Genomic DNA, 24,536 nt, shown 5'->3' on the forward strand with positions numbered 1-24,536 from the left:
GTCATGCATTTCGCTCATTACCTTCTCCAGAATCGGTGATGGTTTTGCAAACGCGCCTCGAGTTGTGACAACGAAAACGATGCAGGCGATATGGATCGCGCGCAAGCCACTTTAGCACGCCTGAAACCCTGAAACTGAAGGGCGCTGTGCCCGCGCGTCCCACGTGCGCGAGGCAGCAAAAAAAGCTGCGGCGGCCTTATCTAAAGTTGCACCATGAAGAACGGTCGCGATCCGGAGATCGATCAAACTTCAGTTGTCAATGCCCGATATTTCTCGGCATCCTACGGCCTGACGCAGTTCGCTACCATCAAGTTTGCTCTTGCTGAAAACCAGGCTGGTTGTCGCGGTCGGTGTCGGATCGCCGTCGATGGTTGTCCGCTTCTGGAGATATCTAACTGGCCCCTCCGGGTGGCGTGCTGCCGATCGCAGCCTGCCGAGGTTCACGAGGGCGTATACCCGGCGAGGTTCAAACCAGGGTTACATGGGCGAGGCTTGATGAGGCTGCCATGGTCGATAATGGCAGCCCATTTTCTTCAAGCGTGGTGCATGCATGAATCGGTCCGCCGGCGTGGCAGCGAGGCTGCCTGAGAGTGAGCGCAGGAAGCTGGCCGTTCAGGCGTTGGCGGGATCGGAAACGATCAGCGAACTGTCCGCGAGGCTTGGCGTGAGTCGCAAGTTCGTCTACGCGCAAAGGGGCAAGGCGAGCGACGGGCTCAATGACGCGTTCTCGTCGGCGGTGCCCGATGAGGAGGTACTGTTTCAGTTGCCGGTTACCCGGCCCTGGTTGCGCCAGGTGATGCTCGGGCTGACGCTGATCTGCCGCAGTTCGTATCGCGGGGTGATGGAGTTCATGCGCGATCTGCTGGGCGTGTCCATCAGCGTGGGCAGCGTGCACAACCTGCAGCAATGGGCCGCGCAGCAGGCCGGGGAGATCAACCGTGATCAGGACCTCTCAGGTATCCGCGTGGGCCTGCACGATGAGATCTTCCAGGGCTCGCGGCCGGTGCTCGCCGGCGTCGATGCTCAGTCGACCTACTGCTACCTGCTGGCGGCCGAAAAACATCGCGACGGCGACACCTGGGGCGTACATCTGCTCGACGCTTCAAGGCAGGGGCTGGATCCCGACTACACGATTGCCGATGCGGGCCAGGGCCTGCGCGCCGGACAGAAGGCCGCCTGGGACGACACGCCTTGTCACGGCGATGTGTTTCACATCCAGCGCCAGTGCGAGGCACTCGCCAACACGCTGGGCAACCTCGCCCGGGGAGCCCGCACACGGCGCCAGAAACTCGGAGCCGGGATCGATCGCGCCCGTGCGCGGGGGCGTGCGGGCCGCTTCGCTGCCGCGCTGAGGCGGGCGCGCCAGGCTGAAGCTCAGGCGGATGAACTGGCCCGCGACGTGCGCACGCTCACCCAGTGGCTCAGTCATGACATTCTGGCGCTGGCCGGTCCGCGACTGGCCACGCGCCAGGCGCTGTTCGATTTCATCGTCGGGCAACTGCTCGCCCGCGAGTCTCAGGATGCGCGCCGCATCCGCCCGGTGCGCGTCGCGCTGCAGAACCAGCGCGATGACCTGCTCGCGTTCGCTGGCGTGCTCGATGAAAAGCTCGCTGCCATCGCACAGGCCGGGAACGTATCCGGCGATCTCGTGCGCGCCGCTTGCCTGCTGCACCGCAAGCCGACCACCTCGCCCGCGTACTGGCAAGGCTGGGGCCGGCTGCGATCCCAACTGGGTGGCCAGTTGCACGCCGTCTTCACCGCCGTGTCACAGGCGATGGAACACACGCCGCGCAGCAGTTCGCTGGTGGAGAACCTGAACTCGCGGCTGCGCAACTACTTCACGCTGCGGCGCCATCTGGGCACCCCGTATCTCGACCTGCTGCGCTTCTTCCTGAATCATCGGCGCTTCGTACGCAGCCGCCGGGCCGAGCGTCAGGGCAAGAGCCCGCGTGAGTTGATGACGGCCCAGGACCACCCGCACTGGCTCACGCTGCTCGGACTCGGAGCGCTTCAACCCCGCCAGATCTGAGGGCGAGGGGGGCGATCCACAAGACCCCCTCAAATATCGTAGTGCGAACTAAAATACCGCCTCGTACCCGGTATGGATCAGCTCGTCCGTGTTACCCCAGATCCGCACTTTTTGAACCACGCCCGTTTCGACGGGAGCAATTCGCTCCTGTTCGTCGAGTTCGAGCCATGATTCCGGTGCGGCCGCGCAATCGGGATTGTACGCTTCCATGATGCGATTCCCGTGCTGACTTTCGTTTATCGTAAAACTACGGCCTGTAGCTGCGTCGAGATTTCAGCGCCCAAATACGCATTTCCCACGAGGACCCCTTCATGCGCTTTCCACTAAAACGAGCTTTCGCATCTGTCATTTTGCTCATCGCCACGCAGACCGTTTTTGCTCAAACCCCGAAAACCGTACTCCTTGAGGACCTGACCTGGACCGAACTGCGTGACCAGATTCAGGCGGGCAAGACCACCATTATCATCCCCATCGGCGGAACCGAGCAAAGCGGCCCCGACGTCGCACTCGGCAAACACAATGCACGCGTCAAGGTGCTGTCGCAGCGCATCGCGGAGGGCCTCGGCAACGCGATCGTCGCGCCGGTCATCGCCTACGTGCCGGAGGGCGGCTACGCTCCGCCGACCTCGCACATGCGCTTTCCCGGCACGATCACCGTGCCGGACGACGCGTTCGAAAAGACGCTGGAATCCGCCGCGAACAGCTTCAAGGTTCACGGCTTCACCAAGGTTGTTTTTCTCGGTGACCACGGCGGCTATCAGAACGATGTCAGGAACGTCGTAGCCCAGCTCAACAAGAGCTGGGCCGGCTCGAGCGCCCGCGCATTCGTGCCACCGGAGTACTACGGCACCAGCTCGGACGGCTACGCGCAGATCCTGCGGCAGCATGGCGTCAGCGATGCCGAGATCGGCACTCATGCGGGACTCGCGGATACCTCGCTGCTGCTGGCGGTCACACCGCAGATGGTGCGGCTCGAGCATCTGCGAAGCGGTCCGAAACTGGGACCGGCCGACGGCGTCTATGGCGGCGACCCGCGGCACTCGAGCGTCGAACTCGGTCAACTGGGCATTGACGCGATTGTGTCGCGGACGATCGATGCCATCAAGAAAGAGACCGCAAGCCATTGAAGCATTCGACAGACTCCCGCTTCCGCCCGATAACCCATTCACTCGATAACGGAATTCGCCATGCAATTGTGTGCTCCCCGCTTTTCGCGCGTTGCAACGGCCGTCGCCATCGCGCTGGCCGGTTTCTGCGCCGCCGGCGCTGCATCGGCTGCGTCGGCTGTCACCACGGTGGCCGGCATGCCGCCCGTGGTGCGCTCCGATAACCTGTACAGCGAAGCGGGCGCGGGCCATATGAGCCTCGCGGTCGCCAGCGCGCTACCGCGCGTCTATGTGCCGAACCTGCGTTCGAACGATGTCTACGTGATCGATCCGGCCACGCTGAAGGTGGTCGACAGGTTTCACGTCGGCTTCAGTCCGCAGCACGTTGTCCCTGCATGGGATCTGCAGACACTGTGGGTGGCCAACAACGCCGAAGGCCGCCCCGACGGCAGCCTGACACCGATTGATCCGAAGACCGGCAAACCTGGCAAGGAGATCATGGTCGACGATCCCTACAACATGTACTTCACGCCGGACGGCAAAGAAGCGATCGTGGTGGCCGAAGCGCACGCGCGACTGGACTTTCGCGATGCGCACACGATGGCGCTGAAATCGAGTCTCGAAGCGCCGCAGTGCAAGGGCATCAATCACGCCGATTTCTCGATCGACGGCAAGTACGCGCTCTTCACCTGCGAATTCGGCGGCAAGCTGGCCAAGATCGATCTCGTCAACCGCAAGGTCGTGGGCTACCTCGAACTCGACAGGAAGGGCATGCCACAGGACATCCGCATCTCACCGGACGGCAAGGTGTTCTATGTCGCCGACATGATGGCCGACGGTGTCTACGTGGTCGACGGCGACAACTTCACGAAGATCGGCTTCCTCAAGACCGGCGTCGGTACGCACGGCCTGTACCTGAGCCGCGACGGCACCCGGCTCTATGTCTCCAATCGCGGCTCCAATCTCGTGCATGGAACGAAACATGGCAAGGGCAGCGTGTCGGTGATCGACTTCGCAACGCGCAAGGTCGTCGCGAACTGGCCGATTCCGGGCGGCGGCAGCCCTGACATGGGTAATGTCAGCCCGGATGGCAAGATGCTGTGGCTGTCCGGTCGCTTCGACGACGTTGTCTACGCGATCGATACGACGACCGGCTCCGTCAAATCCATTCCGGTTGGCGCGGAACCGCACGGGCTCACCGTCTGGCCGCAGCCCGGGCGTTATTCACTTGGCCACACCGGCAATATGCGTTGACCAGTGGCTGGCAACCGGGCTGCGCCCCTGTCGAACAATGCGGCGCGATCGGGTTGTTGCCACCTTCGATTTCGACGGTACCATCCCCGCCTCGTACAGCCTGCCTGATTTTGTGCGTTACGCAGCCGGTAGTCATAGGTTGATCTATGGCGCGATTTGTACGGCACCATGACTGGCTAGCATGCTGATCGGCACGTGCGACCGGGGCACCGCGAAAACGCATTTTCTTGCGGCGACGATCGGTGCCGCGACCCGGCGTGAACTGGAGGACGCGGCGCAACGATACGCAGCTCAAAGATTGCCGGCGCTTGTTCGACCGGAAATGGCCGCGCGGATAGAAGAACATAAGCGTCGTGGTCACCAACTGGTAATGGTCAGCGCGTCTCCTGCGCGCTACCTGAAGGTCCGGGCTCCTTATCGCGACAAAACCATTGGATCACCATGATGATTGATAGAACGTGTGGCACTCGCAGTAGCAGCACTACCTGAATACGGAGCGGAAAACCGCGCAAATCGGGACGATTCTTTAAATGAAGGGTATGAAAGGTGGGGCTTTCATACCCTTCATTTGCGGATCCAAGCTGCCGTTGGACTGACCTCAACGACGTCGGCGAGTTGCACCCTCCCGCCGCCCATCAAAGCAACAATACTTGCGGCTACGCTGTGCGGCCCTGCTCGCAAATCGAATCCCCGAACAGATCCAGGGTCGTGCCACGCTGCTGCGCCGGCAGTGCCCCGCTGCGCACCTGGGCAACCACTTCCTGCGGCAGCCACGCGTCTTCCATTGCGTCGATGCCCTTCTCGATCAACTGCTTGAGAAAAAACGACTGGCTGCGCCCTGTGATTTCCGCAAGCAGCCTCAATCTCTGTTCGATCATCGGCTCGACGCGTACCGCGATGACCTGCGACCGGTTTCCTGACTTCCTTCTCAACCCCTGCTCCTGATGGCATCTGTGCGCCGCAGACCGGCGCATTCGCGCGCTGTTTTACCACAACCGGACGGGGTGAGGAGGGTGACCGACGCTATGTCGGCGCGAACACGCCCCATCCCTCACAAGGGGCGCCCGCACGCCATTCCGCGAAGGTGCGTTTGCGAAAATTGCACCGCGGAACCGCGCTATTCAGATAATCCTTCTTCTCTCGACAGCGGGGTTTCGTGGCATAACTGGCGGCAACCCAGGCGTCCCGACGCGAGACATCGTGTCACGCGGAACGGGCTGACGCCGGACCTGCCGAAGAAGTGGTCGAATGCCCGCAAGGCGACCTGTTCTGAACGGTGAACCCGGGGGGCTTTCCGCGCCGCCGGGTACAGTCGTCGGAACGACCTAAGCCCTGCGGCAAGTTGCCCAGACACCGTACCGAAACCTGATGCCCACGGAAGCCCCGTCGCCGTTCGTTCGCTTCTCGCCTGACGTGATCTTCAGTCGAGAAGTGCTCTGCCGTCACGTTGTGGAGGAGCCTTTTTCGCTCTCCGGCAGCACCGTGCGTCGTGCGCCACGGCCTGCCCGCACGGCAGCTCAGGAAGGCATCGTGCGGCTCGAAGCCGCTCTCCCGCCGAACAGCCTTCCCTCTTCTGACCGTCGCCGCGCGCTTCGGCGAATCGCGCCCGACGGCCCGAAAAATTCTGTTCGCCTTCACACACCCACTCCTGCTTCGAGCGACTACATTTATATTGCAGGAAGACGATCTTGCGCGTGGAGCCAGTCCTGCCTCCCAATTGCGGCCCGCGGTTCCAGGATGAGAATGACATGAAGAAATTCATCTGCGCACTGCTGCTTGCGTCCACGTCTCTATGCGCGTGTGCCGACACCCCGTCGCTCTATTCCCCTAGCGTGATTGTGTACGACGTCGCGCGTGGCGAAGTCCTGCTGGAAAAGAATGCTGACGATGTCCGACCCATCGCGTCGCTTACGAAACTGATGACAGCGATGGTCGTACTCGACAAGGCGCAGGAGATGGGAGATACCCTGACCATTGACGAGGCCGACATCGACCGCCTCAAGCATTCGGGCTCCCGGATTCCCGTCGGTACCTCGCTCGAACGCGAGGCGATGCTTCGCCTTGCGCTGATGTCATCCGAAAACCGTGCGGCGTCCGCCCTGTCACGCTCGTTCCCTGGCGGCCAGTCGGCGTTCATCCAGCAGATGAATTTAAAGGCGCGCGCGGTAAACATGGCCGACACGCATTTCGAGGATCCGACGGGGCTCTCGCCGAACAATGTCTCCACAGCTCGCGATGTCGTCAAGTTGGCGATTGAAGCGTCGCACTATCCGATGATCAGTTCGTTTACCACCCTGACAGCGTACGAACAGACCATCGGTAACCGGCTTAGGTTCTATCACAACACCGATCCGGTGGTCCGCTGGACGGATTGGGACGTTCAGCTCGCAAAAACCGGGTACACGCGCGAGGCGGGTCGCTGCATCGTGGTCGACGTGGCCATGCCGAAAGGCCCGGTGATTATTGCGCTGCTTGGCGCACGATCATCCGGTGCTCGCTCTGCTGATCTGGCCACGATCCGTAACTGGGTGAACGGCGATCAAACACCCGTAGCCGTACCTCGCCTGTACTACGCTTCTGCGCATTCGCATCTCCGCCATCCAGTCGTCGTAAGCCAACCACACCGCGTGCAGGTGCGATTCGCATCCTGGCGGACCGCGTCGGCCGTCTCGTCACATCGCCACGCGTCGCACCGCATTATCGCCAGTCGAGCTGGTGCGTAGGCGTGCCCGATTCGACAGGATCCGGATCGCCATAGTTGCGCACCCAGTTCAGCGAACCGACCGGACCGGGTAGACGCCGGCGCTATAACTGTGAACACAGCCATTAGTCCGGACTGCCACCGGCGCTACTGCGAACTGGAACGGCCCGCGGGCGTAGCTACGGGACATCGGTGTCAGGGCAAACGCCACCCCGGGCTGCGACCATGACGGCGACTTCGTCTTGGATAATGAGTTGCCGGCCAGGCCGCTATCGATCGGCTGGAAGGCCGGGAATGGGCTACTTCGACAGGAATTTTACGAATCGCGGCCCACCCCTATCAGAGCGTCCGCCGTTGGGAGCTGGAAGACTTCTTCGGGATCTCGACACTACAGGCATCCAAGGACTTCGCTCTATACCAGCGCCTCGCGAACGGCAACATGCAATATGACACGCTTAATTTCCTGATCGAATGACGCGACCGCAACCCCAGGTACAAGCAGACTCTCCATACGCTGTTTCTCCCTTTCCACCAACTCTTCCCGGTTAATTTGTAGCCGTGCGCCTGAGCCGCGCGAAACTTTGATTTGCCTCTACGATTGCCTGGAGCCGGGTCTCCCGCACGAGCCTGTCGTATTCATTGACGACGACGACAAGCGCGTCCACCAACTCAGCGTCGAATTTCCATTCGCCAGCTACACCGCCCTGATTCAACTCAGCCAGCAGCCGTTTTTCCACATCGTCCATGAAAGCCGCATCGAGTTGCCCGAAGCCGCCCTCTGTCAGAAATCCCGTCAGTAACAGTATCTCTGCCATACATACCGTCGCGTCCCGATCAACCTTCCCTTGGCGTATCCGCTCAAAAGATTCTGACAGGAAGGACCAACTCGTCGGCTGCTGCACGATCCAGCGGCAGAAAGAGCGCCTTCTTATTGCGGGAATGCTTCGCGAGCCCGGAGGGTCGTGAGTTTCGATTGCCAGAACGATTCATGAATTGCTTTTCCTAGCCTTTGGTAACGTCAGGAAGCACCGTGAATTCAGCTTGTACGGCTTCGAGTTCGATGCGCGGAATTTTGCCTTCGGCAATGAGTTCGCGCACACTCGTCACGACGCCCGAATGCATCTGACCGCGTTCAGCGCGGCGTTGCGCTCCGTGTCCTATTTCGAACCTGCCCCCACAATCGCCACACGTATAACGGTACCCGTCCAGCGATTTGAGGGTGTCGCGTTTTGCGAGTGTCCCGCAAAGTGGGCATGGTGAATCTTCTGTCATGGCATCTTCCTATCAGCAAGACACAACAGCCGTCCGTCTCAGCCGCGAGAAATTTTCGTTTGCCTCAACAATTGCCTGGAGCCGAATTTCCATTCGCCCTCTACGCCGCCTTGATTCAGCTCGGTCAGCAGCCGCTTTTCCAGTCAATCAGCAGACTTTTCAATCTGATGCTGGCTGTAGGTCCAGCCGTAATCGTATTGATCGCTCGGCAACTCGCTTACCTGCAACGCCTTTTGCGCCGCAGTCAAGGACAAGCGAAGCCAGCCAGCTGCGTGCGCCGCGCGAGCCAAACCGAGTTCTCTGCGCTCCCACGGTCCAAGGTCGGCATCTGCGTTCATCGCGGCAATCTCGCATCGCTCGATCAGCCTAGCAACGAGAGCGCGCCATTCGTCTTCGATCCTGCCGTCATGCGCGGCGAGTACGTCAAACGCATTCTGGATTGCATCGTAGAGTGCTTCGTGTTCCATCGCTGCTCCTTGCGCCGGCTGCACCGGCTTTCCCTCTAAATCTTGTATGGGACACGTACACCGGGCTCGTCCGCAGGAAAATCCTTTGTATTGCGCGAAACCAACAGCATCGAATTCACCTGTGCCGAGGCCCACACAATCGCATCGGGCAGTCGAATCCGCCTCTGCTTGCGAATCTCTGCCGCCCGATTTGCGATGGCAGCGTCGAGCGCAATCATGTCGAACGAACCAAGCCATGCGCGAATAGCCGCTTCCTCTTCTGGAGTCGTGCCAACAAGGACCTCCATCCAGGTGATCGTGCTAATCGCACGATACTCATAGCGCGCGAGTTCTTTCTTCGCTGCGCCAACGCCATTGAGATAGTCGATCAGAACGTTCGTGTCGAAAAGCGCCCTTACCATTCTGAGCGCAGTTCCTGTTGGTATTCCAGACCATCGACTTTCTTGCTTTTCCACAGCCCGAAAACGTCAGCCCCAAGCGCTCGCTTGTGTTGCGCGATGTAGGCCTCGATGGCGTCGCGGATGACAGCGGCACGGGGGCGTTGCTCGGCCTCCACAAGTACCGCCAATTCTTCGATCTGCGCATCAGGCAGGTCAACCAAGATTCGACTCACTTCCGTCTCCATTGCATGATATACATATCGTATATCATGCGCAGCTTCGCAGCAAGCGGTTTTCGCGTACTCCGCGCGCCTCCGCCCTGGAAGGCGAGAAACACCGGGTAGTTGACGGGCGAGGAATTGCCCGCGTCTGCCCGTATGAGGAAGTGCAACTGGGCTAGTCGGGCTGGGGCGACGGTCGATCAGCCTTTCCCTTCTGCAACTTTTGAAGTTCGCAAATTTCGCTAAAATGATGTACGTTGGCGCGCTAATTGTGCCCATTAATTCTGCTAGCGCGGCTTTTCTACCGCAACGCGAACTCACTGCCCGACATGACTGACTAAGCGCAGGACGACGCCGCGCTGACCAACATCCACACAAGGGGATGTTGAAGGCCGCCGCAGCGACACACAAAGTGCCATCCTGTATGGCGTTTTTGATCTGCGCACTGAGATGGGCACCTTCCGAACATCAAAAAAATGACCCCCGGTATTTGCACTTGCTGCCGCTTCAAGCGAATGCACCTATTGCGCTCCTCTACCTGCGTGCGCGCGGTGACGACCATGCGCAGCGCGCGAACCGCCTCGAGCAGGCATCGGCACACTGGCTGCGTCACAGCGCAGGGTCCCACATGGCGGACCGGCAGGTCGATCTGCGACTCGTGCGCGATAACCTCGGGCATGCGTCACTGACGACGACCAGCCAGTATCTTTACGTCGACGACGATCGCCGGCACCGCGAGACCGACGGGAAACACCGTATTGACTGGTGACCGACGGCAGCCCGGCCCTACCGCCTGATCTGGAAATCGTCGGCCGTGAGCCTGACGGGTTCACCCGGACGCAGGCGGACTTTCCTTTCGGCGACCGCGATGATGCGGCGCCGTCCGTCAGCAAACGCCTTGAGCATCCGGACCTGGTCGGCGTCTGGCGGCAACCAGAATTGCGCGTCGAGCGCCTCTCGCGTAATCGCACAGGCGACCTCGCTACGATGCCCGGTCAGGCGAAACGAAATTTCATGTCGGTCCACCGAGACATCGGGCATCAGCTCAATCACGTCCCTGATTTCTACCTCCTGAATTCAGCTGCGAACTGTTAACGTCCTGTTGCCTGTCTTCAATTTAACAGAACAGATGGAGAACAGGCCCGCGCAGCAGATCTAGGCGGTGTGGATGCTGCCCAGCCCTGCTGGAGACGGGTTTGCGGTTGACGGGGATGCAGACGTGCGAGACGGTTAGTTGCATGTTTACGATCGACACGGATTTCCAAGGTGGGTCTTTACGGGAGATGAACTTCACGGCCATGCGAAGGTGCGCTCAACTGATACAGCGTGTCGGCAACTTGAAAACGGCGCACACGCGAACCTTGCGGGCGAACATCGGGGAGCCATCTGGATTTTGCGTTCGCGTTGCGCGATCGGTTGCACTCGACCCTGAAGGCACATCCACCGGTTGAATCCGCCAGCCTCCAGTTGACGTTCGGGCGGTCACCCTAGACGGAATAGCCCTGCCGCACGTAACGATCAGAACCGTTTGCGCAGCGACCACGGTAACAGCGTGTCCGAGTTCATTCGGTAGCAGCGCGCATTACAGCGGTGCGGCTTCAGCCGCGCTTTCCTCAAGCGCGAGCGCGATGAACGCGCGTGCTGCCGCGTTTCGATACGCGCCTTTGCGTAGCAGCAATGCAGCGGTCCGATGCGGCAGCGCCGGCTCCAGGTCTACCAGACATAGTTCGCTGTGCTCGCGCGCAATCGCGGCTGGCAGCAGCGTTGCAAGCGTGCTGCGGTGCACGATCTCGATCACCGCGCTGATCGAATTGACCTCCATGGCAACGCGCGGCACGACGCCATGCTGTCTGCAATATCGATCGATGTAGTGGCGGGTTGCAAACTCTTCGTTGAGCAGCACTAGCGTTTCGCTCTCGAAATCGCGGAGCGTCAACGCGGCGCGCTTCTTCGCATATGGATGCGACTTGCCGACCACCATCGCCAGGGCTTCGACGAACAGCACCTGGGTCTCAATGTCGGGGGAATGCGTATCGTTGAATGCGATGCCGACATCGAGCGCATCTTCGTTCAACAACGCCTCCATCCGGTCCTGCGGCATCTCGAGAATGTTCAGCGTGATGTTCGGATAGCGGCGGCTGTACTTCTCCAGCAGTGGACCGATCAGGTAGGCGGTGAACGTCGGCGTCATCGCGAGGCGCAGCGAGCCGCGACTCAATTCCTGCACGTCGTGGATCGCCCGTTTGCCCGCCTCGAGGTCTTGCAGAGCGCGCTGCGCGTAGCGCACATAGGCCGCGCCGGTGTCGGTCAGCTGGATCGTCCGGCCAGACCGGTCGAGCAATTGGACTCGTAGCGTGTCCTCGAGCTGCCTGATCTGCTGCGACAGCGTCGGCTGCGACACGTGCAACGCCTCAGCCGCTCGCGTGAAATTGCGGTGTTCCACGACCGCGAGAAAATAACGGATGTGCCGCAGCAGCATGGGGGCCTCCAACTATTGGTGTTACCTATCGTTAGAATAATAAACCGGTCTTGGACGCTATAGTTGCATGAGCGCATTCTTCGTCCATCGGTTCTCACCCAACACCCAGACGGAGCAAAACATGCAAGAAATCATCGACGGCTTCCTGAAGTTCCAGCGCGACGCGTTTCCGCAGCGCTCCGAGCTTTTCAAGCAACTGGCCACGAGCCAGCACCCGCACACTTTGTTCATTTCATGCTCGGACAGCCGGCTCGTACCGGAACTCGTCACACAGCGCGAGCCGGGCGACCTGTTCGTCATTCGCAACGCGGGCAACATCGTGCCGTCGTACGGCCCGGAACCGGGCGGCGTGACCGCGACGGTCGAATACGCGGTCGCCGCGCTCGGCGTCACTGACGTCGTGATCTGCGGTCACTCCGATTGTGGCGCAATGACGGCGATTGCCACCTGCAAGTGCATGGACCATATGCCGGCCGTGCGCAACTGGCTGCATTACGCGGATTCCGCGAAGGTCGTCAACGAGGCGCGCGAACACAAGAGCGAACGCGACCGGGTCGACTCGATGGTCCGCGAAAACGTGATCGCCCAACTCGCCAACATCAAGACTCATCCTTCCGTGCGGCTCGCGCTCGAACAGGGGCATCTGGCTCTGCATGGCTGGGTGTACGACATCGAAACCGGCTCGATCGATACGCTCGACGGCACGACGAACCGTTTCGTTTCTCTCGCGGAACATCCGCATGCTTGTGCAACCCCGGCTCGACTGAACCTCGCTGCCTAACCCCCTGTTTTTCGACTTCATTTCATCTCAAGGAGCATCGTCATGACGCAATCGCAATATAGCCAAGCCCCCAGTGAAGCCCTGACCGACGCGATCATCGACGCGAAGGTTCGCAAGAACCTGACGTTCGAGCAGATCAACGAAGGCACTGGCCTCAGCCTCGCATTCGTCACCGCTGCACTGCTCGGCCAGCATCCGCTGCCGGCCGGCGCTGCCAAGGTCGTGGCCGACAAGCTCGAACTCGGCGAAGACGCAGTTCGCCTGCTGCAAACCGTCCCCGTGCGCGGCAGCCTCCCGGGCGGCGTGCCGACCGATCCGACGATCTACCGGTTCTACGAAATGGTGCAGATCTACGGCTCCACGCTGAAGGCGCTGGTTCATGAGAAATTCGGCGACGGCATCATCAGCGCAATCAATTTCAAACTCGACATCAAGAAGGTCGACGATCCCGAAGGCGGCTCGCGTGCCGTGATCACGCTCGACGGAAAGTATCTGCCGACCAAGCCTTTCTAAGGCGACGGGGGGTCGTTCTTACGGGAAGGACTCCCCATATTGATTCGGAATGCATATTAACTAGTTGAAGCTATGAAGGCTTCAGACGCACTCATCTAATTCTCTTTCTCAATGGAGAAAATCTTGAAGATCCGCATAGTTGCCGCCCTTATCGTTGCAAGCGCTATCGCCGCTCCCGCTTTAGCAGGCGCTGACGTTCCCGCGCTGACCCGCGCACAAGTGCGTGCAGAACTCGTCCAGCTGCAAGCGGCCGGCTACGACCAGTCCCGCAGCGAAGACGCGAACTACCCGGTCGAAATTCAGGCGGCCGAAGCGCGCGTCGCAGCGCAAAACGGTGGCTCAAGCGCCTATGGCGGTGTGGCCGCCACTGGTTCGTCGGCAGCCGGCGTCCGCACAAGCGCCCATCATCTGGAAAATGACGGCATGCAGCCGGTTTATTTCGGTCAATGACCGTAAGACTGGATCCCAGGTCCCTTATTCAAGCCATTGTTGTTGCCGCTGCCCTTGTTGCACCGGTCGCGTCGTTCGCTCAATCGAACGCGCCTGTCACCCGAGCACAGGTCCGGGCCCAAATCGTCCAGCTTGAGAAGGCTGGCTATGACCCGAGCGGTGTGCCTACCGATTACCCAGTCGGTCTCATGGCTGCCGAAGCCCAAGGTGACTGCACAAGACGGCGTAACCGGCGCAACCGGCGTCGGCGGCGTCGCGGCCGGCTCGTCAGAGTCGGGACACCCGGCCATCTCCAAGGCCGGCGCTGTCAGGTTGACGGGCAGGCGGCGGTAAAATGAAGCGATGAAAACGAAATCGCTTTATCACGGCCACCGCTTCCCTGCCGTCGTCATCAGCTGCGCAGTTCGCTGGTATTTCCGGTTCAGCCTGAGCCTGCGCGATATCGAAGAGTTGTTGCTCGAACGTGACGTCGTGGTCACGTACGAAACAATCCGTTGCTGGTGCGACAAGTTCGGTGCTGGATTCGCCCGTTGCGCCAAAGCGGCGCGGCCCAAACCGGGCAGTACATGGCATCTGGACGGGATGTTCGTGATGCTGCGCGGCGAGCCGTACCTATTGTGGCGAGCGGTCGACGAGCATGGTGCCGAACTGGACGTGCTGGTGCAAAAGCGGCGCGACAAGGCTGCGGCAAAGCGATTCTTCCGCAGAGTGCTGCGGTCAAACCCGGTGCCGCGCAGGATCGTTACCGACCAGCTGCGCAGCTATCCGGCGGCGAAGGCTGACATTCCCGAACTCGCTCACGTGAAGCACGTTTTCGTCAAAGCGGCTGCACGGGTGAACAACCGTGCCGAGAACAGCCACCAGCCGACCCGCAGGCGCGAACGCCAGATGTGCGGCTTTCGCGATGCGCGTCGCACGCAGGCTTTTCTCTCATGCTTCGGCGTGATCCGGCAGCACTTCGCGTTACCCAGACATCAGATGAACGCGGCATGTCATCGTGCCATACTGAAAGAACGCCTCGCCACATGGCATGGCTGGGCTGTTGCGGCCGCTCACGAGAAACTTATCTGATAAGGATAACTACTCTTGAGCTGCGCACGTAATCTGCGCCCGCCAACTTGACAGAGCCCCGGCGTAGAGTGCAAATTTTTCGCCTCGGAAGGCGGCGTTCAATCCGATTCTTTGCAGTACCGTTCCAATAAGACGGTAGGTGGATTGTTTTTGAGTGTGAGCACGAAGGCCTGCACTCGTGGGATTATCTTTCTGTCGCTGCCTCCGGCGACGTGCCTTCGCAATTCATGGCACAGCGCCCCCCTGAATCAGAGAGGCATCCATGAAGCTTCGCGTCGGATGCGAACTGTCGTACATGTGTCATAAGTCCACGCCGATGATGCTGATGTTAAACACGCATTTTCCGCATGCGAAGGATATCGTCGTGGCGGATCTACTCGTCACCAATCCGCCGGTGCCGATCAGCCAGTATCGCGACATGTTCGGCAACCTATGCAGCAGGATCGTCGCGCCCGTCGGGCCGCTGGCATTGCGCACGACAGCGCTGCTGAATGTGTCAGGTGCGTTCGAAACGCGGCCCAGCGACGGTTGGGGTCATCCGGTGCAGCCGTTGGCCGACGATTCGCTGTTATTCCTGCTGGGCAGCCGCTATTGCGAAACCGATCTGCTGGTCGAAACCGTGGCAGATGTTCGGCCAATGCGTGCCAAGACGCGAAGGTTGCGAGGCGGAATGCATTACGCCTCGTTATCGTTATCCCCGACAATGAGGCATGCGCAGGCTCTGCAACGTCTCATCTGCTGAACCCCATTGGGTGCCGATCTGATAGACGCGATGTGCATCGTCGCCGGTGGCGATGTCGCGATTAAGCTCGCGCGCGATGCGCTCCATCTTCTCGATCTGCTGCACCGAACTCGCGCGTTTGCCGTCCGGACCGAACAGCGTGTCCTCGATGCCGACGCGCATATGCAGCCCCAATGCGATCGCCATCGTGTTCATCGGTACGACGTTCCGGTTCAGAGTTTCAAAGGTGAGCACGGCGCCATCCGGGGTACGGCGGGCGAACTCGATCATGTCCGCGGGCACTGTCAGGTTGCCCGAGATGCGGCGGTAGAATGAAGTGATGAAGAAAACGAAATCGCTTTATCACGGCCACCGATTCCCTGCTATTGTCATCAGCTGCGCCGTTCGCTGGTACTTCCGGTTCAGCCTGAGCCTGCGCGACATCGAGGAATTGTTGCTTGAGCGCGGCGTCGTGGTCACTTACGAAACGATCCGTTGCTGGTGCGACAAGTTCGGCGCGAGATTCGCCCAGTGCGCCAAGTCAATGCGGCGCAGGCCGGGCAGCACCTGGCACCTTGACGAAACGTTCGTGACACTGCGCGGCGAGCCGTATCTGTTGTGGCGTGCGGTCGACGAGCATGGCGCCGAGCTCGACGTGCTGGTACAAATGCGGCGCGACAAGGCCGCGGCCAGGCGCTTCTTCCGGCGGGTGCTGCGATCAAACCCGGTGCCGCGCAAGATCGTTACCGACCAACTTCGCAGTTATCCGGCGGCAAAGGCCGATATTCCTGAACTCGCTCAGGTAAAGCACGTCTTTGTCAAAGCCGCTGCTCGCGTGAACAACCGCGCCGAGAATAGTCACCAGCCAACCCGCAGGCGCGAACGCCAGATGTGCGGCTTTCGCGATGCGCGTCGCAAGCAGGCTTTTCTCTCATGCTTCGGCCCGATCCGTCAGCACTTCGCGCTCCCAAGACATCAGATGAACGCTGCTCGTCACCGCGCCATGCTAAAAGAACGCCTCGCCACATGGCATGGTTGGACTGTCCCTGTCGCAATCGAGACAGTTATTTGGTAAGGATAACTACTTGTGTGCCACACGGTTGGCCTACAGTCGCCAACTTGACAACGCCATCCGCTGGTATAACGCAAAGCGGATCAAGATCTCGCTTGGCTCACTCAGCCCGCTCGAATACCGGGAGAGTCTTGGAATTGCGGCATATACCAGTCCAAGATTTTAGCCGCACCCCCATTGCTCAACGGTCGTAGTCCGCCAATCCCGGGGATGGAACCACTCCGTTTTGAGCCGACCGAAGAAGCCTTCGCAGGCCGCGTTATCGGGTGAGCATCCTTTGCGTGACATCGAGCGAACTAGCCTGGCATCGCGCATCCGTGAGAGCCATCCGGGCCAGCGATAGTGCGCCCCGCGATCAGAGTGGACCACAGGCCGTTTATTGCTGTTGGCTATCGTCTTGATGCCCTCATCGAGCATGGTATTCACAAGTTCGGCATCCGGCCGCTTGCCGATTGTCCAGCTCACCACCAGACCATCGAAGCAGTCGATCAACGGAGACAGATACACCTTGCCGGCTGGGATCTGGAACTCGGTAATGTCGGTGAGCCACTTCTCGTTCGGGATTCCTGCACGGAAGTCACGATTGATGACGTTCTCCGGCGCAGGGCTTATTTCTCCGCCGTAGGAGCGGTAGCGACGTCGTCTGGCCGTGGCAGCGGTCAGCCCTTCCTGCCTCATCAAACGTCGCACCACTTTCTCCGAGATAATGACCTTCTGCCTGCCCAGTGCCGCGCGTATCCGGCGATAGCCATAACAGCGGTGATTGACTTCAAAGATGTCTGCGATGACGCGACGAGCGCCCGCATACTTGTCGGCCCCGAGCAGACGCGCACGATGATAGAAGTAGGAACTGCGAGCTAGCCCCAATACGGCTAACAGCTCTGGCAACGCGTAGGTTTGTTTCAGGGCATCAACCAGCATCGTTTTCCCCCGGTTGTTCAGGAGTTGCGGGACGATGCCCATTTCTTTTTTTATCAGTTGGTTCGCCTTCTTCAGGATGTCGTGCTCGAGCTGCAGTTGCCGGACGTCGCGTCGAAGCGATTCAAGCTGCTGTTCCAGTTTCGCACGCTCACTGTCCGGTGCTGGCTTCTTCTGGCGTTTCATGGATGCTGGGGCTTCACGACCGAGTAGCTGGTTCTTCCAATTGTAAAGCGTCGGCCTGCTCACGCCTGCTTTCTGGGCAAGCAGGCGCGCGCTTTCCTCTCTGGTGCACAGTTCGATGACTGGCGCCTGCTTTACCTCCGGCGATTTCGGAACGCTGCCAGTTGCCCTGCCGACAATGCGTTTTCCGATTTCGGGATGCAGCTCTTCGATCCAGGCGGCGAGGGTCCCGCGACTCGGATATCCCAACGCCCTCAAGGTCGCAGCGGCACAACGGTCATGATCTAAGTAATGATCGACGGCCACCTTCTTCTGTTGGGCCGAATATATCGGCCTGGAACGAACATAGCCGATCCGTAAATCATGACATCGTTCGTATTCGAGATGCCACGATTTCAGAGAATTCTTTGTCGGATAACCCAGCTGTCGGATGGTCGCCCCGACGCGCTTACCCAACTTCAAATAAAGCCGAACCGCTCGCATGCGGTCTTCGTACGAGTACATGAACTACCTCCAGGTAGTCCAAGTTTTCGTCCGCACCTCCGGTGGGTCAGGATTCCGTGCAAATCAACCACATGCGAACAGCGCGGTTTCGTACGACTTCGCAAGCACTGTACGAAAATAGTCAAGACAGCTTTCGGACATAGTCCCCGATTCGGACGCCTGTTTCGCACCTGTAGGGGTCCAGACCGGACTCAGCTGCCTGCGAAGTTTCAGGGTGAGGCTGTCGCTGCCACCCCTCACACAGCGAGGTGGAGGTCCACGTTAGCGACAACCTGCCACATGGCGGCATCTCCGACTGGGGGGATAGACTAACGTTCGATTCTTCAAGCTCTGACCCCTCATCAGAATTGGATTTGAGCCCGCCCCTCAAGGTGGGCATTTTTTTCGCGCAGCCTGCAACCTGGATCCTGGTCGACGGACACCGAAGCGCATTGGATCCAAGGGTCGCCAGCGCCTTACCCGGTCACCGGCGCTCGGGGCAACCCATCACGCAACACTGGAGGTGAACAATGGCGACCGTAACGCAGGTACTAAAAGCGAAGTCCGACCAGGCAGTCCATACGATCGATGCGTCGGCGAACGTGCTAGATGCGATTTCGATCATGTCACAGAAGAGCATCGGCGCGCTGGTCGTCACCACCGCATCCGGCGTGTGCGGCATCGTCACGGAGCGCGACTATGCCCGGAAAGTGGTTCTGCAACACAGGTCGTCGAAGGACACACTAGTTCGCGACATCATGACGGCCGAGGTGCGCAGCGTGGGTCCGGACGAGGCGTCCGACGAATGCATGGCGCTGATGACCGCGCACCGCATCCGCCATCTGCCTGTTATCGGCGGGGACGGGCAGTTGCTCGGGCTGGTATCGATCGGCGATCTGGTGAAGACCATCATCAACGAACAGCAGTTTGCGATCGATCAACTGGAGCTTTACGTTCATGGCGGAACTGCCGGGACAGCGGAACTGCGCCAGTTTTCAATGTGAAGCGGTTTTTGCACGAAATTTAGCGGCTAAAGTGACTCGGTATACCACAGAGTCCTTCCCCCTTGACGGTGCCAATGGCGTACACATCGAGATTCTCGAGCGCTCCGACACCACGCCGGTGATCCGCTGGGTCGAGCCGGGCCGCTGTCACTACGGTGAGCAGCGCTGGCGTCGTCGCTCCGCGCATACGTCCGGCACGTGCGCGGTATCGCGCCGCGAAATCCGTCGCGGCGACGCCGTGTTCAAGCCGGCCGAACGTCCGGCGCCTTCGAACGCATCCGCGATGATTTCGGTGGAGGCGCTGTACAGCCTGGTGCCGGAACTGCAAGCGCATAGGCCGCGCTGTCATTGCACCGCTGAGTCAGATCCGGACGCCTGCTGCGTCGAGCAGAAAACTGGTGAAACATTGCACGCTAGGGCGTGTCCCAAAAGACACACGCCATTGTCACCAAGACACGCCTCAGTATGTCCCGCGGACAGTGCGGGTCGGCCGGCCGCAACCTGCGCTGTAGGCGTCCGCGCGATGTGCGGGTTTAGTGTCGCTGATCTGACCCACAAGAGCCAGTCGACCGAAATCCGCGAACGTCAGCGTGGCCGCCAGTAAGAGACAGTCGGGCATCAGGTCTATGCGGCACGGTCTGGATCAAATCCCCATCGAAGTCTTATGCGCCGCCAGGCGCGATCGTTAGCGGTTAGTTACGACTTTGCAATAGCTTGCCGAGAATTCCGTTACCTGCATCGCGCCAAATAAGACTTTGAGCGATGAGCTACGCGGCTAGCTAGGCTCACTGAGGTCTTGCCCCCCGCTATCGACCTTGCGACCATCGAATCTCTCGATAGCGGTCGTTCCATCCCTTTCTAGGGGCGGCCTGTCTGATTAAAAAAAAGTATCGGTATGATTCGAATTTTTGAATGTTCTTTCCAAAGGATTCCTGGCAGCATCGGATTACGCATAACATTCTTGGACATGGATCATGTTGAGCTGGATCATCAGCCTGCCTGTAAATTGAATTACACGCCGTATAGGTACTCACGCTCGGCCGCCCGTATGGTAATAGGGTTTGTGATTCTCCTCAGTGGCTTCGCAGTGGTCGCGGGACATCGGGTGCAACTGGTCTCCGGCGTCCAGTAACTTGCTTGCAAACGCGAACATGTATACGTGATGTGGGAGCGGGAGCCTTGAACTCTTCCCCGCTGGCGCGCGCAAAAGGAACAATCGCCCTGCGCAGGGAGGTCGAGCCCCCGGATCTGTCAGAACATCGAATGGGGCGCCGGATTGCACGCGGTTCTCAGGCCAGTCCAACGAGTACAACAAAGATGATCGCGGCAAGAATGTGAACCGTCTTCGTCGGCAGGCGGTCGACGAACCTGCGTCCAAGATAGATGACCGGAACGTTCGCAAGCATCATCCCCAATGTCGTCCCCGCTACAACACCGAGGAACTCGTGAAAGCGAGCGGCGAGTGCGATTATTACGATTTGAGTATTATCGCCCATCTCGGCAAGAAAGAACGTCACGGCCGTTGTGCCGAAGACACCCATCGTATTTCGTTGCCGCCGCATCGGCGTCCTCCAGCTTGTCTGGAATGAGAATCCACACGGCCAAAACCGCGAATGATGCGACGACTGCCCAATTCAGGATATCCGGACTCAGAATGCTCGCGAGCCATGCTCCTGGCGCACCAGATGCTGCATGGTTTATCAGTGTCGCGGCAAGCACGCCGAGGACGATGGGACTCGGCTTGCGATATCGCGCAGCGAGTACGAGGGAGAGGAGTTGCGTTTTATCGCCAATTTCGGCGAGCCCCACGACGCTGGTTGAGACGAGGAACGATTGCATGGGATGTTGTATCCGGGCCGCGCGGACAGAACGCGACGACGCGCATTCCAGCGACCCGGTTGGGTCGGAATGCGTGTCATCGGTCTTGCCAAACATTAGCTGCGCACGCCACGAAGAGTCTTTTCGACTCGCCAAGTGTGTTGACGTGCGCCCTCGAACATCGCGTTCGAGCCGGCTGCACCCCAATCCGAAGGCGCGATTCTATCGCGCAAGGTGCTACCGGATCAAGTCGCCAGACTGGAAGCTCATAGCGATGACGAACCTTACACGGCGGGTATGCGGTGGACCGCTAACCGCATGCCGAGGATGCTCGCGTGGCTCGGCAGTCCGTTCAAGACCGGGCGTCATCTCCATGCAACGTATTGATAAAGAGGTTGAATAGATGTCCGAAGGTATATCCGATGGGGCGCTTCGGCGCATGGCCTCGATTGTTGCTCTCGTGGTCGCGCTTGGGTTGGTCGTCATCAAGGTCTGGGCCTGGCTCGCAACAGGCTCCATTTCTTTGCTGACATCCGCCGCCGATGGCCTGGTAGATGTAGTCGCGTCTATTGTGACCTTCGCTGGGGTGCGCTATGCGGCGCGACCGGCGGATCGGGGTCATCGCTACGGGCATGGCAAGGCTGAGGCGGTCGCGGCCTTCGTCCAGGCGTTGCTGCTGACCGGTGCCGCGGTCTGGCTTGGCATCGAATCGGCTCAAGGTCTGTTTGTCCCTCGAGTGCTGAACCAGACAGGATTCGGCATATGGGTGATCGTGGGCAGCTCGCTCGCTGCTGCCGGACTTGTCGGCATGCAGACGCTTGTGGTCAGACGCACCGGTTCGACCGCCATTGCCGCCGATCGGGCTCACTACGTGACGGATGTGGCCGTCAATCTTGCGGTCCTGATTGCGCTGCTGCTCGAACGTTTTCTTGGCTGGGCCCGGGCCGATGCGATCGGCGCGCTGGCAATCTCTGTGTATATGGTGTGGACCGCGTGGAGCATGGCGGCGCACTCGTTGATTCAGTTGTTCGACCGGGAACTCGATACCGCCGAGCGCACCCGCATCGAGGTCGTCGTGCGGGGATGCGACGGCGTGCAATCTGTTCACGATATCCGCACGCGCAACGGCGGCGATCGGGTTTTTGTCGAATTCCACGTCGAAGTCGACGGGGCGCTGAGCGTCGCGGAGGGCCATGCAATCGTCGATCGTGCGGAAAAAAAAGTGCAACAGCTGTTCCACGTTGCCGATGTGACGGCTCACCTCGAACCCGCCGGCATCGACGACGAACGCCTGGACGACCTCATCAAATAGGTATCGCCGTGTGCGCCGACAACTTCCGATCGCAGCTGCACCGCTAAGTTTGACTTCCCGCGAAGCTGTTCGACCAGATAGCGAGACATGCTCTTCTCGAGCGAATCGCCTCGCACGACGAGCGTAACCTTGTGCGCATGATTGGCAAAGTACAAAGCGGCCTGGCCAGCCGAGTTTCCGCCACCGGTATTGTCACGTTGTTGGCGTGTTGAGGGAGATGCGGTGACAATCTCAGGTATGAAACGAAATACATTGCCGCAGCGCGCGTCGGCCACCGACACCATTTCCTATGCGGGCTATCGCTTCCCTCCCGACGTGATGAGCTACGCGGTGTGGTTGTACTACCGGTTCCCGCTGAGCCTGCGCATGGTCGAGGAGTTGCTGGCCGCGCGCGGCATTGAACTCACGTACGCCCCGAAGGAAGTCCCCTTGGGGGATGAGACCGTGCGACGCTGGGCGGTGAAGTTCGGCCTGGGCATTGCCCGGCGTATCCGGTCCACCGCCCTGGCGCGAGGTGACAAGTGGCATCTCGATGAAGTGGTCGTCACGATCAACGGGAAAAAACACTGGCTTTGGCGGGCAGTGGACCAGCATGGCGCGGTGCTCGATGTATTGGTACAAAGCCGGCGCGACCGGCACGCGGCCCGGCGCCTGATGCGCAAGTTGCTCAGGAAGCACGGACGCGCCCCACGTGTACTGGTCACCGACAAACTCAAGAGCTACGCGGCGGCGAACCGGGAGCTGGGGATCAAGGTCGACCACCGCCAGCACAAGGGGCTGAACAACCGGGCGGAAAACTCGCACCAGCCGACCCGGTTGCGCGAGAAGGTGATGCGCCGCTTCAAGTCGGCGCGCCACCTGCAACGTTTCGCTTCGGTCCACGATCAGATAGCCAATCTGTTCAAGGATTGCCGTTACTACACCGACGCAAAACAAAAGCGGGCGCTGCGCACCTAGGCGGTCGAGGCTTGGGAAAGCGTGACGGGCGCTCCGATGGTGGAGCGTCTTGCCGCATAGGTTAGCTATCCTTAGATACTGCATGTTCGGCCGCACGACGGCTAACAAGTTGACAATATCGTCTCAAGCGACTTTGCAAATCTCCGCCGCCGGCCTGGGCCGACGCAACTTCGCGCTGGCCTAAGCTGCGACCATCATTAATTTTCGCGCGCTCTTTGGAAATCATGGTCCACGTCCACGCTATGCAAAACCACGCCCAGTCGGTACCCGAATCTTTTTATGCAAAGCTCAAAGACGGCGCGGCTTCAGCGTTGAACTCGACAATCTCAAAGGTGTTATCAAAGGTCGAGCTGTGTGCAACCAGGGCACCACCCCGATAGACATACAGGTCGAGGTCAACTTTCAGCTTCGACTGCGGATCCATCATCCAGTCCGACAGTGGCTATCTTCATGATGAAGGCTCCTTTGCCGTGGAAGTCACGACTTCTCCGCTGGCATATGCCGAACCCCGAAGGGTGAGAGTCGTCCATCACATCAGAGCCGCATAGCTCTGTGTGCTCTTTGATCAAACGCAGCAGGTTTCCGGAAAGTCGCCCGCGCAGACTATTGCCTGCTTACCGCAAGGCGCCCGCCTCACGCAGCGCGTCCGCCGCCGCGACGTTGTCGTGCGTCAGCGCCAGTTGCAGCAGCGACTGACCGCGCCCGTCGACATGATTCGGGTCCGCACCATGCTTGACGAGCACCGGAATCAGCTCGAAGCGATTAAACAGTGTGGCGAAACCGAGTGCGGTCTCGCCGGCGCCGTTCGTCTGATCGATGGGGCAATGGGTCTCGGCGAGACGCCGGGCGATGTCGGACTCGCCTTTGAACAGGGTGCCCATCAGCGCCGTATTGCCATGACGATCGCCGAGGCAGGCGTTCGCGCCGGCAGAGAGCAGGAAATCGAGTGCGGCCGGCTGGTCATCGTAGGCCGCGAGGGTCACGGCGGTATAGCCATGGTTCTCGGCCGCGTCAATTGGATAGCCCGCATCAAGCAACCCCCGCAGAATATCGATGCGTCCGACGCGCGCTGCGTCGAACCAATCGTCGTCGTAGTGGCGCAAAGCCGCCGGATCGGCTTTCGCGTACGCCGGTTTGTCGGGCAAGTGCATGCAGCCGGCCACCGCTGCGAGCGCAGTGCACGCCGCTACCAGGCGCAGCGCGCCCAGAAGAAATATGGTTCGCATGGTTGTGATTTCCCGGTGCCCCGCGCACGCCTACCGTGCGCGAACGGCAGCGGGGGGGGGGCCGGGCCCCCCCCCCCCCCCAGCGGACGCGCCACAAAACACCCAAGCCCAGCGAGTG

At 60.1% G+C, this 24,536-nt stretch carries 28 protein-coding genes and 5 pseudogenes; 21 read left to right on the top strand and 12 right to left on the bottom strand.

The genetic code is table 11. From position 1 onward, the window contains the following. The first annotated feature begins 664 nt into the window (after positions 1-664). Entirely contained in the window at positions 665-2,029 is a 1,365-nt protein-coding gene (locus tag P0D89_RS41345) for a hypothetical protein (RefSeq protein WP_408378435.1), read from the top strand. Between the two features lie 48 nt (positions 2,030-2,077). Here the strand turns inward: P0D89_RS41345 and P0D89_RS41350 are convergent, their stop codons facing one another. After that, a complete protein-coding gene (locus P0D89_RS41350) occupies positions 2,078-2,239 on the bottom strand; it encodes a hypothetical protein (RefSeq protein WP_408370936.1) in 162 nt (53 codons plus the stop codon). A gap of 101 nt (positions 2,240-2,340) precedes the next feature. On the opposite strand from P0D89_RS41350, the gene P0D89_RS41355 reads away from it, so the two are divergent. The 3 genes from P0D89_RS41355 (at position 2,341) to P0D89_RS41365 (ending at position 4,834) form a co-directional block, all read left to right on the top strand. Next, the gene (locus P0D89_RS41355; RefSeq protein WP_408378438.1) at positions 2,341-3,156 is read left to right on the top strand and encodes a creatininase family protein; all 816 of its coding nucleotides are present in this window, start codon (positions 2,341-2,343) and stop codon (positions 3,154-3,156) included. A gap of 60 nt (positions 3,157-3,216) precedes the next feature. Continuing rightward, positions 3,217-4,389, top strand: coding sequence for a YncE family protein (locus P0D89_RS41360; RefSeq protein WP_408378441.1), 1,173 nt, complete (start codon positions 3,217-3,219; stop codon positions 4,387-4,389). 181 nt (positions 4,390-4,570) lie between these two features. Next, positions 4,571-4,834, top strand: a complete 264-nt coding sequence (locus P0D89_RS41365; RefSeq protein WP_408378443.1) for a haloacid dehalogenase-like hydrolase — start codon at positions 4,571-4,573, stop codon at positions 4,832-4,834. Between the two features lie 211 nt (positions 4,835-5,045). On the opposite strand, the gene P0D89_RS41370 is transcribed toward P0D89_RS41365, so the two are convergent. Continuing rightward, a complete protein-coding gene (locus P0D89_RS41370) occupies positions 5,046-5,321 on the bottom strand; it encodes a YlcI/YnfO family protein (RefSeq protein ID WP_408378445.1) in 276 nt (91 codons plus the stop codon). Between the two features lie 816 nt (positions 5,322-6,137). On the opposite strand from P0D89_RS41370, the gene P0D89_RS41375 reads away from it, so the two are divergent. Continuing rightward, positions 6,138-7,112, top strand: coding sequence for a D-alanyl-D-alanine carboxypeptidase family protein (locus tag P0D89_RS41375; protein ID WP_408378448.1), 975 nt, complete (start codon positions 6,138-6,140; stop codon positions 7,110-7,112). A gap of 300 nt (positions 7,113-7,412) precedes the next feature. Then, positions 7,413-7,565, top strand: a complete 153-nt coding sequence (locus P0D89_RS54830) for a BrxR family helix-turn-helix transcriptional regulator (protein WP_494478574.1) — start codon at positions 7,413-7,415, stop codon at positions 7,563-7,565. Between the two features lie 70 nt (positions 7,566-7,635). Here the strand turns inward: P0D89_RS54830 and P0D89_RS41380 are convergent, their stop codons facing one another. Then, entirely contained in the window at positions 7,636-7,905 is a 270-nt protein-coding gene (locus P0D89_RS41380) for a hypothetical protein (protein WP_408368428.1), read from the bottom strand. Positions 7,906-8,343: 438 nt separating this feature from the next. Here P0D89_RS41380 and P0D89_RS41385 point away from each other — a divergent pair, with 438 nt between their 5' ends. After that, entirely contained in the window at positions 8,344-8,868 is a 525-nt protein-coding gene (locus P0D89_RS41385) for a hypothetical protein (protein ID WP_408368426.1), read from the top strand. Here P0D89_RS41385 and P0D89_RS41390 read toward each other — a convergent pair. Beyond that, the gene (locus P0D89_RS41390; RefSeq protein WP_408368424.1) at positions 8,865-9,230 is read right to left on the bottom strand and encodes a type II toxin-antitoxin system VapC family toxin; all 366 of its coding nucleotides are present in this window, start codon (positions 9,228-9,230) and stop codon (positions 8,865-8,867) included. The genes P0D89_RS41385 and P0D89_RS41390 overlap by 4 nt on opposite strands. Then, a complete protein-coding gene (locus P0D89_RS41395) occupies positions 9,224-9,442 on the bottom strand; it encodes a ribbon-helix-helix protein, CopG family (RefSeq protein ID WP_408368422.1) in 219 nt (72 codons plus the stop codon). The genes P0D89_RS41390 and P0D89_RS41395 overlap by 7 nt, the downstream gene beginning before the upstream one ends. 526 nt (positions 9,443-9,968) lie before the next feature. Between P0D89_RS41395 and P0D89_RS41400 the strand changes: the two are divergent. After that, positions 9,969-10,199 (top strand): annotated as a pseudogene (locus P0D89_RS41400) (tyrosine-type recombinase/integrase); the annotation flags it as partial. Further along, positions 10,196-10,525, top strand: a complete 330-nt coding sequence (locus P0D89_RS54710) for a hypothetical protein (protein WP_459252676.1) — start codon at positions 10,196-10,198, stop codon at positions 10,523-10,525. The pseudogene P0D89_RS41400 and the gene P0D89_RS54710, both read left to right, overlap by 4 nt. 487 nt (positions 10,526-11,012) lie before the next feature. Here P0D89_RS54710 and cynR read toward each other — a convergent pair whose 3' ends face one another. Then, positions 11,013-11,909 (bottom strand): transcriptional regulator CynR, encoded by an 897-nt coding sequence (cynR, locus tag P0D89_RS41410; RefSeq protein WP_408378451.1) that lies wholly within the window; start codon positions 11,907-11,909, stop codon positions 11,013-11,015. A gap of 121 nt (positions 11,910-12,030) precedes the next feature. Between cynR and P0D89_RS41415 the strand changes: the two genes are divergently transcribed. The 6 genes and pseudogenes from P0D89_RS41415 to P0D89_RS41440 all read left to right on the top strand — a co-directional run bounded on the left by P0D89_RS41415 (position 12,031) and on the right by P0D89_RS41440 (position 15,466). Then, entirely contained in the window at positions 12,031-12,690 is a 660-nt protein-coding gene (locus P0D89_RS41415) for a carbonic anhydrase (protein ID WP_408368418.1), read from the top strand. A gap of 42 nt (positions 12,691-12,732) precedes the next feature. Next, a complete protein-coding gene (cynS, locus tag P0D89_RS41420; protein WP_408368416.1) occupies positions 12,733-13,203 on the top strand; it encodes a cyanase in 471 nt (156 codons plus the stop codon). 111 nt (positions 13,204-13,314) lie between these two features. Continuing rightward, positions 13,315-13,653 carry a DUF4148 domain-containing protein gene (locus P0D89_RS41425; protein WP_408368414.1) on the top strand — a complete coding sequence of 113 codons (339 nt, stop codon included), beginning with the start codon at positions 13,315-13,317 and terminating at the stop codon, positions 13,651-13,653. After that, positions 13,650-13,986 (top strand): annotated as a pseudogene (locus P0D89_RS41430) (DUF4148 domain-containing protein). Before P0D89_RS41425 ends, P0D89_RS41430 begins: the two are co-directional and overlap by 4 nt. Before the next feature lie 9 nt (positions 13,987-13,995). Beyond that, on the top strand, positions 13,996-14,724 hold the full coding sequence (locus P0D89_RS41435) for an IS6 family transposase (RefSeq protein WP_408368412.1): 729 nt from the start codon (positions 13,996-13,998) through the stop codon (positions 14,722-14,724). Positions 14,725-14,986: 262 nt separating this feature from the next. Then, entirely contained in the window at positions 14,987-15,466 is a 480-nt protein-coding gene (locus P0D89_RS41440) for a transglutaminase family protein (protein ID WP_408368410.1), read from the top strand. Here P0D89_RS41440 and P0D89_RS41445 read toward each other — a convergent pair. Then, a complete protein-coding gene (locus P0D89_RS41445) occupies positions 15,416-15,736 on the bottom strand; it encodes a 3-keto-5-aminohexanoate cleavage protein (RefSeq protein WP_408368408.1) in 321 nt (106 codons plus the stop codon). The two genes, P0D89_RS41440 and P0D89_RS41445, sit on opposite strands and share 51 nt — an antisense overlap. 49 nt (positions 15,737-15,785) lie before the next feature. Here P0D89_RS41445 and P0D89_RS41450 point away from each other — a divergent pair, with 49 nt between their 5' ends. Together P0D89_RS41450 and P0D89_RS41455 are read left to right on the top strand one after the other, a co-directional pair. Beyond that, the gene (locus tag P0D89_RS41450; protein ID WP_408368406.1) at positions 15,786-16,520 is read left to right on the top strand and encodes an IS6 family transposase; all 735 of its coding nucleotides are present in this window, start codon (positions 15,786-15,788) and stop codon (positions 16,518-16,520) included. After that, complete coding sequence (locus P0D89_RS41455) at positions 16,477-16,683, top strand: IS3 family transposase (RefSeq protein ID WP_408368404.1); 207 nt, start codon at positions 16,477-16,479, stop codon at positions 16,681-16,683. The genes P0D89_RS41450 and P0D89_RS41455 overlap by 44 nt, the downstream gene beginning before the upstream one ends. 8 nt (positions 16,684-16,691) lie before the next feature. On the opposite strand, the pseudogene P0D89_RS41460 reads toward P0D89_RS41455, so the two are convergent. Continuing rightward, positions 16,692-18,122, bottom strand: a pseudogene (locus P0D89_RS41460) (IS3 family transposase); the annotation flags it as partial. Between the two features lie 509 nt (positions 18,123-18,631). Between P0D89_RS41460 and P0D89_RS41465 the strand changes: the two are divergent. Together P0D89_RS41465 and P0D89_RS41470 are read left to right on the top strand one after the other, a co-directional pair. Next, complete coding sequence (locus P0D89_RS41465) at positions 18,632-19,105, top strand: CBS domain-containing protein (RefSeq protein WP_408368402.1); 474 nt, start codon at positions 18,632-18,634, stop codon at positions 19,103-19,105. A gap of 31 nt (positions 19,106-19,136) precedes the next feature. Further along, positions 19,137-19,421: pseudogene (locus P0D89_RS41470) on the top strand (DUF3331 domain-containing protein); the annotation flags it as partial. Between the two features lie 973 nt (positions 19,422-20,394). On the opposite strand, the pseudogene P0D89_RS41475 reads toward P0D89_RS41470, so the two are convergent. Beyond that, positions 20,395-20,944, bottom strand: a pseudogene (locus P0D89_RS41475) (TMEM165/GDT1 family protein). Between the two features lie 418 nt (positions 20,945-21,362). On the opposite strand from P0D89_RS41475, the gene P0D89_RS41480 reads away from it, so the two are divergent. Next, positions 21,363-22,235: a cation diffusion facilitator family transporter gene (locus tag P0D89_RS41480; RefSeq protein ID WP_408378454.1), complete on the top strand. Its 873-nt coding sequence runs from the start codon at positions 21,363-21,365 to the stop codon at positions 22,233-22,235. Here P0D89_RS41480 and P0D89_RS41485 read toward each other — a convergent pair. Beyond that, positions 22,181-22,519, bottom strand: coding sequence for an NAD-binding protein (locus P0D89_RS41485; RefSeq protein WP_408368398.1), 339 nt, complete (start codon positions 22,517-22,519; stop codon positions 22,181-22,183). The genes P0D89_RS41480 and P0D89_RS41485 overlap by 55 nt on opposite strands. On the opposite strand from P0D89_RS41485, the gene P0D89_RS41490 reads away from it, so the two are divergent. After that, a complete protein-coding gene (locus P0D89_RS41490; RefSeq protein ID WP_408368396.1) occupies positions 22,473-23,192 on the top strand; it encodes an IS6 family transposase in 720 nt (239 codons plus the stop codon). The genes P0D89_RS41485 and P0D89_RS41490 overlap by 47 nt on opposite strands. A gap of 277 nt (positions 23,193-23,469) precedes the next feature. Here the strand turns inward: P0D89_RS41490 and P0D89_RS41495 are convergent, their stop codons facing one another. After that, entirely contained in the window at positions 23,470-23,619 is a 150-nt protein-coding gene (locus P0D89_RS41495; RefSeq protein WP_408378457.1) for a hypothetical protein, read from the bottom strand. 187 nt (positions 23,620-23,806) lie between these two features. After that, complete coding sequence (locus P0D89_RS41500; protein WP_408368392.1) at positions 23,807-24,418, bottom strand: ankyrin repeat domain-containing protein; 612 nt, start codon at positions 24,416-24,418, stop codon at positions 23,807-23,809. Positions 24,419-24,536: the final 118 nt, after the last annotated feature.

The sequence above is a fragment of the Paraburkholderia sp. RL18-085-BIA-A genome (assembly GCF_046027075.1).
Classification (GTDB): domain Bacteria; phylum Pseudomonadota; class Gammaproteobacteria; order Burkholderiales; family Burkholderiaceae; genus Paraburkholderia.

Coding starts and splice junctions, on each gene's coding strand:
- P0D89_RS41350 (WP_408370936.1), bottom strand. CDS start 2,239: ATGGAAGCGTACAATCCCGATTGCGCGGCCGCACCGGAATCATGGCTC.
- P0D89_RS41355 (WP_408378438.1), top strand. CDS start 2,341: ATGCGCTTTCCACTAAAACGAGCTTTCGCATCTGTCATTTTGCTCATC.
- P0D89_RS41360 (WP_408378441.1), top strand. CDS start 3,217: ATGCAATTGTGTGCTCCCCGCTTTTCGCGCGTTGCAACGGCCGTCGCC.
- P0D89_RS41365 (WP_408378443.1), top strand. CDS start 4,571: ATGCTGATCGGCACGTGCGACCGGGGCACCGCGAAAACGCATTTTCTT.
- P0D89_RS41375 (WP_408378448.1), top strand. CDS start 6,138: ATGAAGAAATTCATCTGCGCACTGCTGCTTGCGTCCACGTCTCTATGC.
- P0D89_RS41380 (WP_408368428.1), bottom strand. CDS start 7,905: ATGGCAGAGATACTGTTACTGACGGGATTTCTGACAGAGGGCGGCTTC.
- P0D89_RS41385 (WP_408368426.1), top strand. CDS start 8,344: ATGGTGAATCTTCTGTCATGGCATCTTCCTATCAGCAAGACACAACAG.
- P0D89_RS41390 (WP_408368424.1), bottom strand. CDS start 9,230: ATGGTAAGGGCGCTTTTCGACACGAACGTTCTGATCGACTATCTCAAT.
- cynR (WP_408378451.1), bottom strand. CDS start 11,909: ATGCTGCTGCGGCACATCCGTTATTTTCTCGCGGTCGTGGAACACCGC.
- P0D89_RS41415 (WP_408368418.1), top strand. CDS start 12,031: ATGCAAGAAATCATCGACGGCTTCCTGAAGTTCCAGCGCGACGCGTTT.
- cynS (WP_408368416.1), top strand. CDS start 12,733: ATGACGCAATCGCAATATAGCCAAGCCCCCAGTGAAGCCCTGACCGAC.
- P0D89_RS41425 (WP_408368414.1), top strand. CDS start 13,315: ATGGAGAAAATCTTGAAGATCCGCATAGTTGCCGCCCTTATCGTTGCA.
- P0D89_RS41435 (WP_408368412.1), top strand. CDS start 13,996: ATGAAAACGAAATCGCTTTATCACGGCCACCGCTTCCCTGCCGTCGTC.
- P0D89_RS41440 (WP_408368410.1), top strand. CDS start 14,987: ATGAAGCTTCGCGTCGGATGCGAACTGTCGTACATGTGTCATAAGTCC.
- P0D89_RS41445 (WP_408368408.1), bottom strand. CDS start 15,736: ATGATCGAGTTCGCCCGCCGTACCCCGGATGGCGCCGTGCTCACCTTT.
- P0D89_RS41450 (WP_408368406.1), top strand. CDS start 15,786: ATGAAGAAAACGAAATCGCTTTATCACGGCCACCGATTCCCTGCTATT.
- P0D89_RS41455 (WP_408368404.1), top strand. CDS start 16,477: ATGGTTGGACTGTCCCTGTCGCAATCGAGACAGTTATTTGGTAAGGAT.
- P0D89_RS41465 (WP_408368402.1), top strand. CDS start 18,632: ATGGCGACCGTAACGCAGGTACTAAAAGCGAAGTCCGACCAGGCAGTC.
- P0D89_RS41480 (WP_408378454.1), top strand. CDS start 21,363: ATGGCCTCGATTGTTGCTCTCGTGGTCGCGCTTGGGTTGGTCGTCATC.
- P0D89_RS41490 (WP_408368396.1), top strand. CDS start 22,473: ATGAAACGAAATACATTGCCGCAGCGCGCGTCGGCCACCGACACCATT.
- P0D89_RS41485 (WP_408368398.1), bottom strand. CDS start 22,519: ATGGTGTCGGTGGCCGACGCGCGCTGCGGCAATGTATTTCGTTTCATA.
- P0D89_RS41495 (WP_408378457.1), bottom strand. CDS start 23,619: ATGATGGATCCGCAGTCGAAGCTGAAAGTTGACCTCGACCTGTATGTC.
- P0D89_RS41500 (WP_408368392.1), bottom strand. CDS start 24,418: ATGCGAACCATATTTCTTCTGGGCGCGCTGCGCCTGGTAGCGGCGTGC.